The sequence below is a fragment of the Methanobrevibacter cuticularis genome (assembly GCF_001639285.1).
Taxonomy (GTDB): Archaea; Methanobacteriota; Methanobacteria; order Methanobacteriales; family Methanobacteriaceae; genus Methanobaculum; species Methanobaculum cuticulare.
Genome location: NZ_LWMW01000109.1, coordinates 1 through 19,735, shown reverse-complemented (window position 1 = coordinate 19,735; position 19,735 = coordinate 1). Strand labels below are relative to the sequence as shown.

Sequence of the window (19,735 nt, the reverse complement as noted above, 5' to 3'; positions counted from 1 at the left end):
AAATAAAATAATTATTTTATTATAGTTATAAATACATATTATATCAATTGTTTAATGTTTAAAATGATTTATATGGAAATTAATTTCATGAAAATTTCTAAAAAATCCTAATTATGAGACACTCCCATATATTATTTATAACTAAATAGCTATTTCTATTTTATCATAGTTTAAAACTGGCCTTTTTTTATTTTTATCACCAGTTTTAAGCTCTATTAAGCCTTCTTGCTCCAGCTCTTTAATTTTTGGGTGTATGATTTTAACATCTTTATTTAAAAACCTTGCTAATTCCCTTATGCTTTTTGGGTGTTGGTTTTTAATAAAGTCCAGTATCTCAAGTTTAACATCTGTTAATGTTAATTTATTAGTTACTCTTGTAACTGATTGTTCGTTTAGCTCTTCTGGATTATCTTTATAATAATTCCAGTTGTCTAAATCTACTAAATATAAATAGTTTAGTAATATACCTATGTAAATATCTGCAAAAAGAAGAAAATAATGGTTAAAAAAGGATTTAAAAAATAGATAAGAATAAGAATAAAATTAGAAATTTTATTCCAATTAAACTAAAAAGTAAAATAAAAATTAAACTAAAAAGTAAAATAAAAATTAAACTAAAAAGTAAAATAAAAATTAAACTAAAAAGTAAAATAAAAATTAAACTAAAAAGTAAAATAAAAGTTAAACTTTAAATTTCTTTAAATTGTTTTTATAATTAGACTCAACAATAGCTTTGTTATAATTCAATTGAATATATTTAACAAAATTCTTATGCTGAGAATATTTAAAGAATTTAAAAGATACTAACACAGATTTACCTGCAGCTATTGAATTACCAGTGAAAGTCATATACTTTTTACCATAGCCAACCTTGATTTTAAATTTACCAGAGCTAGCTGTTCCTTGATTTTTAATAATTACATTGTATTTATTACCAGAACGACTTATTTTACCGACTGCTAAATTAGCTTTGAATCTTTGATAATTAGAAGCTTTAAATGACACTTTATTGTTCTTATAGCTAGTTTCAAATGTAGCTTTATTATAATTTATCTCAGCATACTTAGTAAATTTCTTATGTTGAGAATATTTAAAGAATTTTACTGTTATAATTTTAGACTTACCTGATTCTATGGCACCAACATTAACTATTTTATATTTCTTACCATATCCAATTTTAAGTTTAGTGGCTGTAGAAATAGATGTGCCTTGATTTTTAATGGTGATTTTATAATTGTTTCCTGATCTTTTAACAGTAGTTATTATTAAATCAGCCCCTCCTTGCACTATCTGAGTTCCTTGGGCAATAGTTTCTCCATAACTATCGTCATTATCTGGGAAATAAGCTACAAAATTATGTCTACCCTTAGGCAATCCTGAAATTTTAAAGGTTGCAACACCCTTAGAATCTGTTGTACTTTGATACATCAACAAATTTCCAAACATTATATATACCTTTTTACTAGCTAATGGTTTACCTGCACTACTTGTTAAAGTTACTTTAATAAGAGTAGATTTTCCTAAGTTTATAGGTGGTGCAGATATTATAATATTAGTTTTATCTTTGAGGGTTAAAACTCCTCCCTCGCCCCTAACGCCATCATAATTATCAGAACTTAATGCGTAAGCAGTTACATTCTGTTTTCCTGGTTTATAACCCCAGCCTTCTTTATAAATAAGTGTAGCTATTCCTTCAGAATTAGTCATGATTCTACCAACTTCATAGCCATTGACAAAAAACTGAACTAGAATATTTGCTACAGGAGAACCATGAATATCAGTTACCTTAGCAGATACTTTAACATTGTCTTTTTCTATACCAGTACTATTTAATACTGTTACAATTAAAGATCCTTTTTTTACATCTAAGCTAGATTCCACAGTGTAATTTTCAAAATTATCCTTTGAAAAAACTGCTCTAATTTCATAGGTAGAAGCCTTCATACTAGAGAATATTTTCCAGTCTAAATATGCATATCCATTTGAAATAATTCCATAACCTATAGGTATCCAATCTCCACCATACTTAATATAAAACTGCACTTTTGAATCACTGATATTTCCTGTTTCACTAGAAATAGAAACATTTAGTCTAACAGTTCCATTAACTGTAGTTTGAATATTATCAGAGAATTCACCATCAAATATATGAATATAATTATCTGCTACATTATTGTTTTTATTTGGAGTTACATAAACAGAATCAGCTCCTGTCTTCCCCACAATCTTATCTGGAATGCTTGTAGCATTTAAATAATTATTAGTTATGTTGTTGTTTGCAGTATTAGATGCATTAATTGCATATTCACCAGAACTTGTTATTCTATTATTAGCTATGTTGTTATTATTAGAATCAACCATCAAGAGAATGCCAGCATTTCCGTAAGGGATAACATCTTTATGTGTCCCTTCAACAGGATATTCTAAGGCATTGCCACTAACTGTTATAATATTGCTAGTTATGTTATTTCTTGAAGAATTATATGCTGCAATTCCATAACAATTACTTCCTCCACTTCTTATCTCATTATTATGGATTATATTATTATTGGAACCATACATTTCTATTCCATAGTTAGATGTTGCATAAATTAGAATTGTATTATTAGTTACAATATTAAACTCAGATGATTCAAGTATTATGCCATAGCTATAATTTCCTCCAATACCTGAAAATTTATTATTAGCTATTGTTGTATTAATACTGTTTTGCCCAGAAATAAATCCTGCAACATAATACGGACCATAAATATCTATAATATTATTTTTAAAAGTATTATTTTTAGCACTACTAGAACTACTACCAGTTGGAGATCCTAAAACACCCATACCATACAAAAACGGATCATTAGCTTCTATAGTAATATTATTACCAATTACTTCATTATTATGACTATCATAATAAATGTCTATTCCGACGATAGAATTTGTACCTTCTGTAAATGGATTTGAAGCATTTTTTAGGGCTGAAGTAGCATTTATAACGTTGTTAGAAATTTTATTGTTATCAGATCCTATTAAAATAATTCCATAAGTCTGATAAATCTCTGGGATTATCCCTGCCCCTCCATCAAGCAATCCACCATCTACACAAATGCCTCCATCAATACATGTTTCTGATAAATTGTATAAAACACCAGTACCATTAATTATTATAGTATTTCCAGTTATAACATTATCATTAGAACCATAAAGAAGTATTCCAAATGTTAAAAAGTCTCCTTTAGCAGTTATAGTGTTATAAAATATTTTGACATTGTCTGATTTAAAGACATATATTCCATATGCTGTAGTTGTTTGATTTACAGTTATATTATTATTCCTGATTTCAACATTGTTTGAATTTGCAATGATTATTCCTAATTGATTTGCATTTATTATATTTAAATTCTCAATTCTAGCTCCCGGGCTAGTAATGATAATGGTGGTATTATAAAAGTAGGCAGAACTTCCTATTAATTTAACCACACTATTAATAGTCATGTTTCGATTGTAAAAGCTTCCTGAAAAATTTAATATATCATTATCGTTAACATTACTCTTTAATGACCCATCAGGATTAAAAAAGTCATCAAAGTTTGCATCATTTATATTGAGAGTTTCTCCATTGAAAATAGGTGAAGGAATCTCTTCCACACCATTAGCTCCTAAATAAATTCCAGATCCCTGAATAATATCATTTCTAAGAAGTTGAACAGATTTATCTGCATTTTTAACATCTACTACATATTTTGTAGTTGTGTTAAGAGTATTTCCACCTATTGTTGAATCTTTAGGGAATTTTGTACTACTTTCCTTATCAAATACTATACAAGTATTGTTGATAGAATTTATATTATTATTTTTAACTAATATATTACTATTTTCACCTCTAACAAGTATTCCATTTCCTAGTTTAGTATTAATAGAATTGTCTGTAATGTTGATACTGTCACCATTAGTAACATATATACCATTACCATTAGTTGTGAATATTGTATTGTCTCTTATACTTGAATTTTTCCCAGCAAAATTTATTCCATTTGATCCAGTTTGGTTGATGTAATTGTTAGCTATTATATAATAATTACCACTGGCAGTAATAGCTACTCCTGGAGCTTGTAAGTTATTATTAGTAATATTGTTATGATTCCCTGAAGAAGAAATACTCTTTTCAGCAGCCCTTATAGTATTATATTTAACATTATTATAATTCCCATTTATTGCAATAGCCCAACAATAATCTCCAGAAACTCCATAAATAGTATTGTTAGTTATATTATTATAGTTAGAAGAACCATAACTTGGAGAATAATCAGCAAAAGCATTTGGGCATAAATAAATAGCATTTGAACCTTGAGAAGTCAATGTATTATTTTCTATGATGTTATAATTAGAATCACCTAAAACAATAAGAGAGTGAACTTGACCACTACCTGATGTATTAGGAGTTTGAATAATGGTATTACCAATAATGCGATTATAATTTGATTTTACTACAGGAATTGAATATGCATTAATACCATTTAAAGTGAAACTACAATTTTCAATTGTATTATTTTCAGTACCAGTTAAATGAACACCATGCCCTCCATTGTTACTATTAACAAAAATCAATCCAGTAACATTGGAACCAGACCCAGAACTTGAAATAGTGATAGTTCCATTGATTAATTTTCCATTATTAGATATACTAATGAAATTTAAAGGAATTGATACCTTGAAATTTTTATTGTTTAAAGTTCCTTGAATATCTAATATATCCCCACTTTTAATAGCACCATTCTTAATAGATCCATCGCTATTAAAATATTGAGAATAAGTAGAATCATTTATTATATAAGTATTTGGAATATCAGCAGCACTTTTTGAAAGTCCAGTAGGATTATTAGAAGAGTGTGTCGAGTTAGAATTATAAGTTCCCAGATCCATATTTGATCCATTATTAGAATCAAAAGAATTAACATTACCCATAGATAAATTATCCTCAGAATCATCAGTAAGATGATTATCCGTTGCATTCACAGTTCCAATAGCTATGAACATTAAAAAAATAGCAAAGACTATTACAATTTTTGATTTTTTCATATTTTCCCTCAAAATCGTTTTTTAAAAGCTAAAAATATTAAAATAGATTTTTAATAAATTTAATCACATACACTTTTAATAAATTTAATCACATACACTTTTAATAAATTTAATTACATACGCTTTTAATAAATTTAATTACATATATACCATATTAATAAAATATACATCCATATTTATAAAATTTATAAATAATATTTTATAAAAATTCAAAGATACTTGATATTTATAATTATATTTAAAATATGGTTAATAAACATTACTATATTTTTGTGAAATTTAAAAAATAAAAAATAAAAATAAATAGATAAATATTTTTATGAAATTTAAAAAATAAAAAATAAAAATAAATAGATAAATATTTTTATGAAATTTAAAAAATAAAAAATAAAAATAAATAGATAAATATTTTTATGAAATTTAAAAAATGAAAAAATAAAAATAAATATTTTTATGAAATTTAAAAAATAAAAAGCAATATTAAAAAAATAGAGATAAAATAAATTATCTCTAAATGATTTTACATATTTAGATCTTAAATGCCTTCTTGTTATTCTTGTAACTAGATTCCAGTGCTTTTTTATTGTAATTGACATAGGCAACTTTGGTATACTTTTTATTTGCTAGATTTTTAAAGAATCTCACTTTTACTGTCAAAGATTTACCTGCAGATATTCTTTTAACCTTTACTATTTTATATTTATTCTTTTTGTAATATACTTTTAATTTAGTTGCTGTGGATTTAGCTGAGCCTTTATTAGTAATTATGATTTTGTAGACATTTCTTGACTTTTTAACCTTTTTGATCACTAAATCAGCTATTCCTTTAACAGTTTGAATAGCACTATTTGAAGATGAAGCAAACTCTGTACTGCCAGAATAAGCTATTTTAGCAGTTGTTTTCCCAACATTGAGAGAGGAAATTGTGAATGTAGCTACACCCTTGGAATTAGTATTTTTTGAATACTTTTTTCCATTTATTGTTAATGTAACTTTCTTATTGGCTAAAAGTTTCCCATTAGCATCTTTGAGAGTGGCTGTGATTACTGCATTTTTACCTTTATATATCGTTTTTGTTGTTATACTGATACTAGTTCCTATAGGTGTATTTCTAGCTATCACATCAGAAGATCCATCAGTAGAAATAGCTTTTGTTCCTAATTTTTTACCATTATCCGAAGATATATAATTATTTTCTATAATATTTTTAGATCCTTGAGTACTATTAATAATTCGAATTCCATAATCTCCACCTTTTTTATAAGTAGAAATTATTTTATTGTTTTTAATAGTAAGTGAAAAACTATCTTTAGTGAATATGCCTGCATGACCAGAACCAGCTGTATCATAATTTTCAGGAGTTTTATTAACATCAATACCAGATATAGTTATGGTGTTTCCTTCAATAGTATCATTTTGAGAACTAGTTCCAGCATAACCATAAACTGCATCTCCTTCACCATACAATGTGTTGTTTTTAAAGGTGGTATTTATAGCAAAGTCAGATCTAAGTAAATAAATCATACTAGCCTTTGCATTAATCTTGTTATTTAGTATTCTATTGTTTTCAGAAATGTTTCCAAAACTAGCACTATAAGAATCTCCTACAAGTATTCCATATGCAAAATTTTTAGCTATTAAGTTAATGGTATTGTTTGAAACTGTATTGTTAATTACATGTGTTAAATATAGACCTTCAGCACAGTTATTAGATGTGATTTTTATGTTGTTACCAGATATCAGATTGTTTTCACCAGAAATTGAAATACCATAATACCATCCTGAAGGATGAATTCCCTGAATAATAATATTGTTATTTATGAGTTTGTTATTATTACTTTCAATAGACACTGCATTTATGGTTTCATAGGCACCTTCAACACTGTTACTTGTAATGTTTATAATATTATTTTCAATTATAGTATCATGAGAACCTCTAATAATAAATATCGAGGAATTACTTAAAGCATTTAATCCTTTTATAGTAGTTCCTGATGCGTCTTCACCATCAATTATAAGTTGGCTGAATGAAAATTTAGAATTTTCATCAAAAGATGATATATTTAATTTCCTATCAATGATGAGTTTTTTCCTTGATAAATTACCTAATCTCACACTGTCAGTTGCAGTAACATTAATGTAAGCGAGGAAATTTCCATTTTCATCAAAGAAATTAGAGTAGGAATCATCATCTATAACAAATGTTTGTAAATTATCAAGATATGTTACATTTTTTGGGGCAAGATTAGGATTATCAAAAGTATAACCAATAATTACACCATTATTTGTCTGGAATTTATTGTTAGTGATATTAATATACTGAGAAACACCATTACTATCTCCCCATAAAGCTATAGGATTATTTCCAACTCCAATAATATCTGAATTATTAGTTATTGAGCTATAATTTCCACCTAAAACATTTATATTGTTTCCTGTGATATTTATATATTTAGAAGCAATAGCTGCAATACCATAGATTGAAGTTCCTTTACCAGAAAGAATATTGTTCTCAATTACTGTAGTTACAGGACCATCATAATCCTCAACATTTTCAGCTGATTCGTAATAATATTCCTGATTACCTACTTGATACAATTCAATTAAGTAGACGATGTTTCCATTTCCGTTTATTGTATTTTCAATAATATTAATCCCTCTTGAAGGAATTAAGTTCCTAATTTCCCAATCGCCTACATTAAAATCATATAGAAACATGTCTGTGATTATTATACCATAAACTAATCCTTTGGAATTTAAATTAATATTATTATTTCTTATAGTAGCATTAACAAGAGATTCACTTTGAATACCTGCAATATAATTATCAACATCAGCATTGATACGATTATTAGCTATTAAATAATTATTAGGATTTGGAGACATCCAATCAATCCCAACAGATATTGCATAATTATAAGGAGCTTTGCCACTCATTGTGATATTATTATTAGTTATATTATTATAAGAAGTTTCACCAGTTGCAAAAATACCATATAATGAATCATATCCTGAAAGAGCATCAGTTCCCCTAATATTTATAATATTGTTATGAATATTAATATAAGAAGCACCATTTGTTAAATTAATAGCATTTTTATCAGTTATATCAAATGTAAGCCCTTTTAAAGTAGAACCTGAAGCATCTGCTCCTAATACTATGGTACTATTAATTATTTTACCAGTATTCTTTCCATCAATAACCGTTTTTTTATCAAGCTTTAATTTTTTATTTGTTAAACTGCCATTGATATAGAGAGTATCTCCTTCAACAAAATCAGTACTATCTTTAAGTTTCCCATCACTATCGAAATATGTGTCATAATTGTTATCATTTATTGAAATTTCTTTAGAAGTGTTTGTATCATTAGCTGCACTAACAGAGCCTACAGCTAAAAATAATAAAACAATAAGCAATACAATTATCTTTTTATTTAATTTCATTTTTATTTCACCTCATTTATTTCATTCTATATATTTATTCATTAGTCAATTACAATATTTTAGAAAAAGAATTATCAAATTCACTTTATAAAATATAAAATATAATTGAATAATGAATATTATTAGGTCTACAACTTATATAGTTTTCGATATTTCTCTTAGAAAATTGATTAAAGTAAGAAGTAATAATACTAAAACAGATAAATAACGCTTTAAAAATAAAAACAAAATCAATCTAGGAAATAATAATAAAAATAGAAGATAATAAAAAATATTATTAAAAAATAGAAAAATAGAAGATTATTAAAACAATATAAAAATAAAATAATAATATAAAAAATATGAACTATTATTAAAATAATAATATAAAAATAGAATAATAATATAAAAAATATGAACTATTATTAAAATAATAATATAAAAATAGAATAATAATATAAAAAATATGAACTATTATTAAAATAATAATATAAAAATAGAATAATAATATAAAAATAGAATAATAATATAAAAAATATGAACTATTATTAAAATAACAACATAAAGAAAATAAAAGACTATTAAAACAATATAATTCAAAATAACAGTACAAAATAACAATATAAAGAAAATAAAAAAGGTGATATATTATTATAATGTCTTCATTTCATATTTAAATAATTTAAATTAATCATTTTTTTTTCATTCTAATGTAACCTACTGCGAATAAAGCTATTAGAGCAATGACTGCAACTATAAAAGCTGCAGATATAGAAGAATCTTCACTACTATTTGAACTTTGGCTTTCAGACACTTCATAAGATTTACTATCTCCTTGATCTGCAGAAGAGCCTGACTCAGAACTTGCAGAAGATGCTTCACTTTTAATTTCAGAAGATTTTCCAGTTTCTCCAACTTCTCCAACTTCTCCAGAAAGTTCTGATGAGTCTTGACTGTTCTTTGAAGATTGACTACTCCCTTGAGAATTAGATTGTCCCGGATTTCCATTTGTTCCTGCTGAATCTCGAGAATAAACTTTAGCTCCAAGAGTAGCTTTTTGTAAGATATCTGAATATTGTTCTTTTTTATCAGCAGATAAAGAAGATATTTGAAGAACCCATTTATTGAAATCCAAATTAGCACATGTGTGATGGCAACAAGCTACACCATATTGAATAGCTGCATTCAAATATTTATCAGCTAAAGCTTGTAGAATCTTTGGATCACCTTTCCACATTCCTTTTTGAGCAGCTACAAGAACCCATCCAGACATACTTTGAAATGAAAAAGATTTATAATCTGCATCAATAGTAAATGCAGAACCTAACAAATTAGCAGCTAATCCTTCCCATAAGGTATTTGAAATTAAGCTTCCTCCATTTTGACCATTAGCTACAGTTTCAAATCCAAATATATATTCATACTTATCTGCATAAGCTAACCATCCAGCTGCAGTTTTAAGTAAAGCATCTCTATAAAGAGGATTCATCACCATTGATCTTATTTCAAACTCTAATTCTTCACTTAATGTTCTAGTTATCATGTCATTTTTGTTCCTTATATCGACAATAGCAGTGTTTGGTTTTCCACCAAGATATTGGGAAGCTCCTAACATTCCTCCAAACCAATCATAATAATCATCACTATCAAGGAATCTCCATGTGCTGTCGATATTTTGTGTAATTAAATCAACATTTTTAAGTAGATATTCATAGGTGTTTCTATTATTTTTTACGACTAAGCGTCCATTTTCATCTATACTCCAAGAGTAAGATACTCTTGAGAGATAAAGTTCAGCTAATTCTTTGCTAAGGTCTGTGTTATTATACCATTTATTTGTATTAGGAATATAATCACTCATTCCTGTTCCTTCAAGAACAGCTCCAGGAAGACCAAACAATCTATCTAATGAAGGGTTCTCCTTATAATGTTTTTTAACGTAGTTAGTTGATTCAGGCTCATCAGTAGTATTGTAAAATACTAAATTAACTGCAGAAACCATTAAACCTATCCAATAAGGGTTGCTTGTAACTGCACTTGCATAAACATCTACACGAGGGCGGGATATTGTGACACCATTTGATAAGGTAACTTTTAATTGATCTAAAGGAATTAACTCTATTCCATTTACTACACCAGTTTTAGTCCAAGTAGGTTTAACTCCTAAAAGATATAGAAATTCAGCTATTCCAATCCCTTCAGTACGTAGTAATTCAGTACCCCACATTATAAGACCTACCAATTCTGGGAATGCTTTATGTTCTTCATAATAGCCTACAAGTAATTTATCAACAATTTTTTTACCTGCTTCCCATGCTGCTAAACTAGGCATTTTGGTGGTATCGAGAACATATATGTTTCTTCCAGTTGGTAAAGAATCAGCATAAGCAGGATCAGCAGCTAATCCAGGGATAACGAATTCTCCAGATAAAGCTTTCATTATAGACTCCCATTCCATGTTATCTTGTATATCTCTTATTGTCTTATTACATAGTATCAAATTTGCATAAAAATCACTTTCATTAGATATGTTGTTATTATTTGCAAAAATATCTATATCAATTGTTCCATTTAATAACCCAGTTACAAAGTTTTCAAACCATTTTTGAATATTTTTAACTTGTTCTGTGTGTTTTGTACTGTGCATCATCTCATAATAATCTAACTTAATAATATCAGGATTTGAAGCATATAATAAATTCTTTATTTGATTGTATATATCTGTTTTAAATGAAACTATGGTTATAACCTCTTGAACCATTTCATCTCCTGTTAAAACATATCCTAAACTGTGTAATCCCAATGTGATAACGTCATTATCTAAATCTTCAATTAAATGATGTGTTTTATCAAGCCAAGCATCAAAACTTTGATCCTTACTAGGTCCATCAATATAAAGAGATTTACATACTTCTAAGATCATTTTCTTGTATGATTCAGCTATTTCAGGAGAATTCTCTTTCTTAGCATTCTCATAACCCAATATATATGATTTTAAATTAGTCAAATTACCATACAATTCAGATATTACCATAGCAGGAGTCATGTGACTTATAACTAAAGCTCCAGCCCTATCCTTAGCTATTACTGCTTCACCAGGATTAGAAACAATGTATGGATAAATATTTGGAATGCCGCTTAATTCAAAAGTCCAATCATCAGCTTGTAAACCAATAGACCTTCCAGGTAAAAACTCTAAAGTCCCATGAGTTCCCATATGAATCATTGCATCAGCTTTAAAAACATCCTCTAACCATTTATAGAAAGTAATATACTGTTGATGCGGAGGAAGGACTAAATCATGATAATTTTCTATTTCTTCCCAACCCCTACTTGGTTGAAATGTAATAAAAACGTTTCCTATCATCATTCCTGGAATTACAATATATGATCTATTATAAACCATTATATCCCCAAGACCAGAGCCCCATCTTTCAAACAATTGGTTTCTAAGGGCCTCATTTAAGGATGAAAAGTATTTCATATATTGAGTTAAATTTACAAGCTGACCAGTTTTTTGTAAATCATTCCAGTTCTTTTCAACGTATTCATTTAAAAGTCCTTGTGCCCATGATCCTTTATTACCAAAAGCAGCGATAATTGTATAAAGAGTGGTAGCATTAGGAATTTCATTTTTTTCCATCCCTATATTATAGCCTGCATCAGAAAGTTGCTCTAAAAGATCATGTAAAGTTTGAAATACATCTAAATAAGATGCTCCAATTTCTGCTTTCCCTGGAGGATAATTATAAAGGATAACAGCTATTTTTTTATCAGCATTATCTTTTTCCTTAAGTTTAATCCACCCTAAAGTAGTTTCTACTAACTTATTTACTCCATCTATGATAACATGAGATTTTCCATCATTACTAACATAAGAAACAGCTATTGCTCCAAAAACACCTTCAAAACTTGGTATAGTTACCGCATATGTCCATTCTGATTGTGGACCAAATTGGCTAACATGACTATATTCACTGATATCATGTAAAGCTTTTAATATCTGCACATTAATTTTTATAAATTCATCAATAGCACCAGTACCATCACCAGAACCTGGCATGTTTCCATAATCCATAGACCAGCTGTATAGTGAATTAATAGCTACAATTTCTCTACTTAATGAACCACTCATATTTAAAAGAATAGACGCCATAGAAGGAGTTGTTACCTTTTGAAAAACATTGAAAGCTGCTCTCCCATTTTTTTCATAAGCACGAATCAATGCATCAACAAGGTCCCCTCCAGGTGCATAGCTTGCGATAATTACATAATCAGATTTTATATTTTTAGTTTTGCTATTGGTACTATACCATTTTTCAAATTCTTCATAAAGTGATAGAATATCCTTGGATTTCACCCAATTTCCATATTCTACCATCATCCAATTTAAACTACCATGTCCATCAAAATCATATCCTGGGTTTGTGATAATCCACTTAGCTATCTCTGTTTGGCTTGGTTTATATTCCCAAATCTTGTATTGATATTCTGGATGATATATTCCCCAAATAGAATCTAATTCCGGTGTTCTTGTAGGATCCTTTGTTGGATCAACACTTGTATCCCCTAATAAAAAAGTAATATAGTCAAATAGATTCTTCATATTTTTATTTAAAGTGGTTTTATCCATATTTGCTGATTCTTCTGCTTGAAAATAAGAACCAATGAAAGTATTTTCAATGGTATGAGGTGTATTATTAGAAGAGTTAGCACCTATAAAGTGTATCTTTGTATCATCCAATGTAAGTTGATTATATGTTCCAAAACAATAAGCAATTTTGTAGTTTTTTTGTGCAGGACTATCTTTAAAACGTTCTGCAGGGTCGAGCTCAGTTGATCCTCGCATATACATATCAAGATAAATGAATTCAGCATAGCTTAACATCCAACCTTTTGCTTTTGATTCATCTATAAAGTTGTTTAAGTCAATATAATAAACTCGTTTACTTATACTCATTAGACTATTAATTTTCTCTTTATTCCCACTATAAGATGTTATAAATGCCATATCTGGAGTAAACATATAATTAATTGGACCTTTATTAACAGTAGTAGCGTTTATTTTAATTGAAGTTGTATAAGTTAAATAAGTAGAATGACTAATATTTAGTTTATATGTCCCTGAAGTTAATTTAGCAGTATCAATAGTAAATATACCATCTTTCCCTGTGACTCCACTTAACACAACATGATTAGTTGAGTTTATAACTTTTATTGTTGCATTAGTCACTACAAATCCATTTTCAGAATACTTATTAGAAGTAGAATTATATGCATCTTTTACAATAACATCAACAGTCCCAACAGCTGCAAATGTAGTATTGATGCAACATATTGATATTAACACCAATAAAACTGATATAATAGCTATTTTTTTAAATTTAATATCCATTGACTTTCTCCCTAATAACTTAAAAATTTACTCAAACAATTGTCCTTAATCTTTAATCAATAAAATCTTAACTTTTTAATCAATGAGATAAATATTTCATTAATTAATATATAAAATTATCTATTTCATTTTATAAATATTCAAATGTATTTGTAAAAAATTTGAAAAATAAAAATAAAAAAAATAAGGCGAAAATAAAATAAAAAAATAAAAAAAGAATAAGAATAAATTAATGAAATTGTAAAAAAAGAATAAGAATAGATTAATTAATGAAATTGTAAAAAAAGCTCAGGAAGAATACCAAAATAACAAATCATGACAATAAATAGTAAAAAAATAGTAAAATAAGAATTAGAATAACAATATTATTAATTACTATCCTTATCCTCCATAAATTATTTGTATTATTTGTATTTCGTCATCTTCTTCAATTTTAGTCTCTTCTAAGACTATATCTCCATTTTTTTTAACAACAACATTTTCTGATGAAACTTCAATTTCGTCTAAAAGTTCTTCTATTGTTATTTCTTTATCAAGTTCTTTAATTTCCTTTTTATTTTCAGATATAAGTGTAAAACTCATTTTTCATCCCCCAATTGATTTTTAGGTATAATAATTTATTTAGAATGAATTAGTCTAATATTAAAGTTCTATTACATCAAATGATGATAAATCAAGTAAATTAAATGTTAGAAGTTTTGGTGAGTAATTTACTTCGCCTATTCCAGTGATAAGTTTAAATGCTTCAAAAGCTTCTAAAGCCCCAACTATATTTGGAGTTGGTCCTATAACTGGTGGAACCTCTTTATTTAATTCTTTTATAGCACTTTTTGCATCATCATCCAATTTTTTACCTAAAGACGGTAATGAAAACATTTCTTCATATGACTTTGTATCTTTGGTAAAAACACTAACTTGACCCATTGTTCCATAAATTGCACCATGTATAAAAGGAATATTTAGCTCTTTTGCAGTTCTACTAATTAAAACACGTGTGACTAAATTATCTAAAGCATCTACTACTGCATCACAATCGCCTATTACTTCTTCAATGTTATTTTCATTAAGTTCTTCATTAAATACAGTAACATTTACATAAGGATTGATGTTCCTAACTCTCTCTTTTGCAGTAAAGCTTTTTGCCTTTCCTAAAGAATCTAGTCCACTCACCAATTGTCTATTCAAATTAGACAAATCAAATGCATCTTTATCAATTAAAGTAAGACTTCCTACACCCATTCGAGCTAACATTTCTATTACAGATCCTCCGATGCCTCCAGCACCAATGACAGCAATCTTAGCTTCTTTAAATCGTGTTTGCTGACTTTTTGTAACTACACTCATTTGACGGCTGATAATTTCCCAATATCCCATTCCAATATATCTTTGTGGCATTAAATCACGCTTTTTAAGTTTTTATAAATTATTTAAAATTGTTTTTAAGTTATTTTTTTATTGTATTATGTATAATTAAGTTATTGAATATAGTCATATTTATAACTATTGTTATAAAAATTGTTATATAGTTAAAAATTACAAATATAATAATTTAAAATATTATAAATTCACAAAATTATAAAATAATTAAATAATTAAATAATTAAATAAGATAATCAATTAATTTACTATAAAAAGATTAGTAAATAATTAAATAAGATAATCAATTAATTTACTATAAAAAGATTAGTAAATAATAGTAAAAAGGAATAATAATTACTGATTAAAGAAATTTAATAGGAACTCATAGAAAATGAAAGTTTATAAGATAGATGAGGATGCATTAGAACTTCCTAAATTAATATTAAAAAATATCAAAGCATCTGAAGATCTAGGATTATTGAAATGTGTTCAATGTGGAATGTGCACATCAGTATGTCCTGCAGCTCAGCATTGCGACTATAACCCAAGAGATATGGTAGAAAAAGTCCTAGAAAATGATGAATCAATAATTTCAGATGATAAAATATGGAATTGCTTCTATTGCTATACCTGTCATAGTATATGCCCTGTTGGAAACAGCCCCTGTGAAGTTAATCAAATACTTAGACAAATAGCTATTGATAGAGGAATAGCTAATGAACATGTAGGTGCATTCGCAAGTTATGGGGAAACTTTTCTAGAAATGGGAATTGGTGGAATGCCAAAAACATTCTTTATGACTTTACATGAAGATATCGAAGGATGGTTAGATTTTAAAGGAGAACTAGATCAAATAAGAGAAGATCTTGGTTTAGGCCCTATTAAAATGCCCCAAGAATCTATTGATGAAGTCAATAAATTGCTTAAAAAAGCTAAATTTGATAAAAGAATTAAAAAATTAAAAGAATAATTTAATAAAAAATTCATATTGTCATGACAAAATAATATTGGTTTATATATTATGAGTTTCATATATTATAATATGGCAAATGAAAAGTTTAAACTTGAAGATGATGATGAGATTGTATTAAATAACTTTGTTAGGAAATCAAAGGAAGTGCAAAGAGCTGTAATATTGTTGTTTCTTAGTAAAGGGATGAAAAATGTAGAAATTGCTAATTTGTTGGATGTTGGAGTGAATACAGTTAGTAGGATTAAAAATAAATATTTGAAAAATGGTTTAGAAATTGCTTTACATGATAAACAGCGTTCAGGTCAACCTAAAAAATATGGAACTCGGGAAGAAATGGAAATAATTGCATTGGCATGTAGTGATCCTCCTGAAGGTAGGAAAGCTTGGAGTTTAAGATTGATTGCAGAAACTTTAAATCAAAAAGAAGGTTTTGAAACTTTAAATCGTGAAAGTGTTCGTATTATTTTAAAAAAAGCGAAACTAAGCCTTGGAAAAAGCGAATGTGGTGTATAGCAGAAATCGATGCTGAATATCGCAAAAAGATGTATAAAGTTTTAAATTTGTATGAAGAAGAATATAATCTAAAATATCCGGTTATTTGTTTTGATGAAAAGCAAAAATATTTTATAAGTGATGTAAAAACTAAAATTCCAATGAAACCAGGAAGTCCTGAAAAATATGATTATACTTATAAAATAAATGGATCAGCTAACATTTTTGTTGCTGTTGACTTTAAAGGTGGTGTAAGAGATATTACTGTTACAGATAGAAGAACAAAATCAGATTTTGCCCATTACATTAAACATTTAGTTGATAATGTCTTTCCAAAAGCTAAAAAACTAAGAATAATCATGGACAACTTAAATACACACACTTACACTGCTATTCTTGAAAATTTCGAATTTAATGAAGCTGTAAGATTGATAAGTAAAATAAGCTTTCACAATACTCCCAAACATGCAAGTTGGCTTAATATAGCAGAAATAGAAATCAATATAATGGACATAGAATGTACAGGAAGAAGAATAAAAGATAAAAATACATTAACCAAAGAAACTAAAGCTTGGTGTGAAAAAAGAAATAAAAATAAAAGCAAAATAAATTGGAATTTTACTAAAAAAGATGCAGACAAAAAACTATACAAATACTATACAAAATCATAACAACTCAAAATTAAATTGACTTGACAATATATCTGTTATTTTTAGTAGTTAAAATTAATAGAATAGAATTTTGATAGATTTAAGGATTAAAAAATCTTGTGTGAATGGTTTTTATGTTAATAATTTTTTTATCTGTATTTTCAAATCTTAAAGGATTAAATTTATTAAATAGTGAAAACATAACAAACATAAAAATGATATACGGAAGGATAATGATGGTAGATAGAAAACAGATAGCTATGGATTTTGCTGAGTCTTTAGATTATCTTGAAATTGAAAAAATCATTTTATTTGGTTCTGTTGCAAGGATGGAAGATAAAAAAAATTCTGATATAGATATTTTAATAATAGCTAAAGATAAGTATAAAGTTGAGGATGAGATATACAGTAAAGCTTTTAATATTTATTTAAATGACGATGAAGATATATCAGTTATATTACTATCAACTGAAGATTATAAATACAATGAAAACAGTGATTTCATAGCTAATATAGAAAAAGAGGGTATTTTAATTGGATAGTGCAGGATTACTTTTTAATGAAGCTGAAGAAAGATTGATTAATGCAAAAATAGCATTGGAAAATGAAAGATATAATCTATGTGTTAGTGAATCATATTATGCTATATTTTATGGAGCTAAATCATTATTATCAAGTATCAATGTCATTCCTAAAACACATTCCGGAGTTATGAGTGAATTCAGCAAGCACTATCTAAAAACAAAGCTTTTCAATATCGAAATAGGAAAATATTATTTTGAATTTGAAAAAAATAGAAACAAAGCTGATTATGACATATTAATAACATTCAACAAATTCAAAGCAAAAAACTCAATAGACAAAACAACCGAGTTTTTAAAAGAGTGTGAAAAATTTTTATAGCGAATTATATGTTTATAATCTTTGGACATTCATTTTTTTATTTTTTCATCAAGATTATTCATTTATGTGCAATTTTTGCACTCGGTGAACTATTAGTTAGTTGAATTTCGTTTCCATTTACCCTATCTTTATCTCCACAATAGAACTTTATTCATTTTTTCTTTATTAAATTATAATTTTAACTATAATTATAAACAAATTCCATGATCTTCTTTCCCACGATTGTAAAAGTCCCTTAAGCAATCATATTCCTCTTTTTTTAGCTTTTTTAGATTGCTTTCAATAGTTTTTACTTTTTCAACAAGTGTTTTATAGCTATTTTTATGTTTTGTTTGTGTATAATAGTTTAGTGAGAGCTTTTGAAAAGGTATTGCATTATTTAAAAAGTATAAATAGAATTCTTAATATCCAGTATTTACTTTTAATCCGTGATTTTCATTGTGAATATTGAAATTTAATTTATTAATAGCTAAATATGGAGTTAAAGCTTTGTAAGTCATTCTGAGATAATTTTCATCACTATCCATGTTATCTACGGCATCGTAAACTTGAGAATTTGTCATATTGGGAGGTGTATGTCCTGTGTAGATGCTTATTACATCTAGTTGGCATATTTGTCATTGTTATTATTAATTTTGGTTATATTTCTTCTGCATGTCGTTGAAAATAGCTTTCTTAGGTTGTGGCTTCTGAACTTACCATAAACTCGTTCTTATTTTTTCATGCTTTTAGTTCTTTATTTAGCCTCTGAAACATTCCCAATATTACTGTTGGTTTCACGAAGTGTGGATATTTGAGACCTCTAAATAGTGGTTCGTCTAGTTTTACTGAATATCCTTCTTCAATTCTTTCTTTCAGATATTCAAATATATAGTAGGTGCATTCTCCCATATTGAATGTTACACATAGATTTCCTTGATTTATTGTTTTTATAGGCATGAAATCCTATATTGGAATGATTTCAAAAGGATTTTTACTTAATAAGTCCTTTAGTTTTCTATTATGGTATATGACCGTAGCATCTAAGAAGTTTTTTATTGTGAATCTTACTATATCGCTTTCTCTTATTCCACTTGTAGCTATTAGTGTTACTATTGCTTTTTCTCTATTGTTTTTGCAGTGATTTAAGCTATTTTTCACATCAGTCCATGTTGGTATGTCCGATGTTTGTAATCTGTTAAGCTTTGTATAGAATCTTATTGACCGTGGGAGGTCTATGTAATATTCTCTTAGGAAGCTTCTGAATGAGTTTATTTTTTCTTTTTTAGTTGTTTCTGCATTTCCTTTATCGTTTAAGTATTTATAGTAGATGTATTAGTATTCATTGGCTTTTCTATCATCCATAGATAGTGTTAAGACAATTTATTTAAGTTAAGTTTATATGGTGGCATGTTCATATATATTATTATGAAATTTAATTTGAAAGAAGAAGATGAAGTATATGTTAATAATCTCTTAAAAGAATCAAAAGAG

At 27.2% G+C, this 19,735-nt stretch carries 12 protein-coding genes and 1 pseudogene; 5 read left to right on the top strand and 8 right to left on the bottom strand.

Going from position 1 to position 19,735, the window contains the following annotated elements:
* Window positions 1-141 precede the first annotated feature (141 nt).
* From MBCUT_RS11890 to MBCUT_RS06655, 6 genes are all read right to left on the bottom strand, one after another.
* Window positions 142-465, bottom strand: a complete 324-nt coding sequence (locus tag MBCUT_RS11890) for an HVO_A0114 family putative DNA-binding protein (protein WP_449288494.1) — start codon at window positions 463-465, stop codon at window positions 142-144.
* 216 nt (window positions 466-681) lie between these two features.
* Window positions 682-5,067, bottom strand: coding sequence for a right-handed parallel beta-helix repeat-containing protein (locus tag MBCUT_RS06675; RefSeq protein WP_067259910.1), 4,386 nt, complete (start codon window positions 5,065-5,067; stop codon window positions 682-684).
* Between the two features lie 528 nt (window positions 5,068-5,595).
* Entirely contained in the window at window positions 5,596-8,511 is a 2,916-nt protein-coding gene (locus MBCUT_RS06670) for an Ig-like domain repeat protein (protein ID WP_067259909.1), read from the bottom strand.
* Window positions 8,512-9,181: 670 nt separating this feature from the next.
* The gene (locus MBCUT_RS06665; protein ID WP_067259908.1) at window positions 9,182-13,885 is read right to left on the bottom strand and encodes a cobaltochelatase subunit CobN; all 4,704 of its coding nucleotides are present in this window, start codon (window positions 13,883-13,885) and stop codon (window positions 9,182-9,184) included.
* A 381-nt stretch (window positions 13,886-14,266) separates the two neighbouring features.
* Window positions 14,267-14,467 carry a MoaD/ThiS family protein gene (locus MBCUT_RS06660; RefSeq protein WP_067259907.1) on the bottom strand — a complete coding sequence of 67 codons (201 nt, stop codon included), beginning with the start codon at window positions 14,465-14,467 and terminating at the stop codon, window positions 14,267-14,269.
* Between the two features lie 60 nt (window positions 14,468-14,527).
* Complete coding sequence (locus tag MBCUT_RS06655; protein WP_067259906.1) at window positions 14,528-15,280, bottom strand: HesA/MoeB/ThiF family protein; 753 nt, start codon at window positions 15,278-15,280, stop codon at window positions 14,528-14,530.
* 355 nt (window positions 15,281-15,635) lie between these two features.
* On the opposite strand from MBCUT_RS06655, the gene hdrC reads away from it, so the two are divergent.
* The 4 genes and pseudogenes from hdrC (at window position 15,636) to MBCUT_RS06630 (ending at window position 18,262) form a co-directional block, all read left to right on the top strand.
* Complete coding sequence (gene hdrC, locus MBCUT_RS06650) at window positions 15,636-16,214, top strand: ferredoxin:CoB-CoM heterodisulfide reductase subunit HdrC (RefSeq protein WP_067259905.1); 579 nt, start codon at window positions 15,636-15,638, stop codon at window positions 16,212-16,214.
* A 72-nt stretch (window positions 16,215-16,286) separates the two neighbouring features.
* A pseudogene (locus tag MBCUT_RS10560) lies at window positions 16,287-17,380 on the top strand (IS630 family transposase).
* A 113-nt stretch (window positions 17,381-17,493) separates the two neighbouring features.
* Window positions 17,494-17,901: a nucleotidyltransferase domain-containing protein gene (locus tag MBCUT_RS06635; RefSeq protein WP_169805416.1), complete on the top strand. Its 408-nt coding sequence runs from the start codon at window positions 17,494-17,496 to the stop codon at window positions 17,899-17,901.
* Window positions 17,894-18,262, top strand: coding sequence for a HEPN domain-containing protein (locus MBCUT_RS06630; protein ID WP_067259903.1), 369 nt, complete (start codon window positions 17,894-17,896; stop codon window positions 18,260-18,262). The genes MBCUT_RS06635 and MBCUT_RS06630 overlap by 8 nt, the downstream gene beginning before the upstream one ends.
* 401 nt (window positions 18,263-18,663) lie before the next feature.
* Here the strand turns inward: MBCUT_RS06630 and MBCUT_RS10920 are convergent, their stop codons facing one another.
* Window positions 18,664-18,825, bottom strand: coding sequence for a hypothetical protein (locus MBCUT_RS10920; protein ID WP_157082524.1), 162 nt, complete (start codon window positions 18,823-18,825; stop codon window positions 18,664-18,666).
* 157 nt (window positions 18,826-18,982) lie between these two features.
* Window positions 18,983-19,201: a hypothetical protein gene (locus MBCUT_RS06625; protein ID WP_067259902.1), complete on the bottom strand. Its 219-nt coding sequence runs from the start codon at window positions 19,199-19,201 to the stop codon at window positions 18,983-18,985.
* Between MBCUT_RS06625 and MBCUT_RS10915 the strand changes: the two genes are divergently transcribed.
* Window positions 19,200-19,385, top strand: coding sequence for a hypothetical protein (locus tag MBCUT_RS10915; RefSeq protein ID WP_157082523.1), 186 nt, complete (start codon window positions 19,200-19,202; stop codon window positions 19,383-19,385). The genes MBCUT_RS06625 and MBCUT_RS10915 overlap by 2 nt on opposite strands.
* Window positions 19,386-19,735: the final 350 nt, after the last annotated feature.

Excerpts from the sequence above, each read along its gene's own strand:
- MBCUT_RS06675 (WP_067259910.1), bottom strand. The coding sequence starts at position 5,067 with ATGAAAAAATCAAAAATTGTAATAGTCTTTGCTATTTTTTTAATGTTC.
- MBCUT_RS06670 (WP_067259909.1), bottom strand. The coding sequence starts at position 8,511 with ATGAAATTAAATAAAAAGATAATTGTATTGCTTATTGTTTTATTATTT.
- MBCUT_RS06665 (WP_067259908.1), bottom strand. The coding sequence starts at position 13,885 with ATGGATATTAAATTTAAAAAAATAGCTATTATATCAGTTTTATTGGTG.
- MBCUT_RS06660 (WP_067259907.1), bottom strand. The coding sequence starts at position 14,467 with ATGAGTTTTACACTTATATCTGAAAATAAAAAGGAAATTAAAGAACTT.
- MBCUT_RS06655 (WP_067259906.1), bottom strand. The coding sequence starts at position 15,280 with ATGCCACAAAGATATATTGGAATGGGATATTGGGAAATTATCAGCCGT.
- hdrC (WP_067259905.1), top strand. The coding sequence starts at position 15,636 with ATGAAAGTTTATAAGATAGATGAGGATGCATTAGAACTTCCTAAATTA.
- MBCUT_RS06635 (WP_169805416.1), top strand. The coding sequence starts at position 17,494 with ATGTTAATAATTTTTTTATCTGTATTTTCAAATCTTAAAGGATTAAAT.
- MBCUT_RS10920 (WP_157082524.1), bottom strand. The coding sequence starts at position 18,825 with ATGACAAATTCTCAAGTTTACGATGCCGTAGATAACATGGATAGTGAT.
- MBCUT_RS10915 (WP_157082523.1), top strand. The coding sequence starts at position 19,200 with ATGAAATCCTATATTGGAATGATTTCAAAAGGATTTTTACTTAATAAG.
- MBCUT_RS06625 (WP_067259902.1), bottom strand. The coding sequence starts at position 19,201 with ATGCCTATAAAAACAATAAATCAAGGAAATCTATGTGTAACATTCAAT.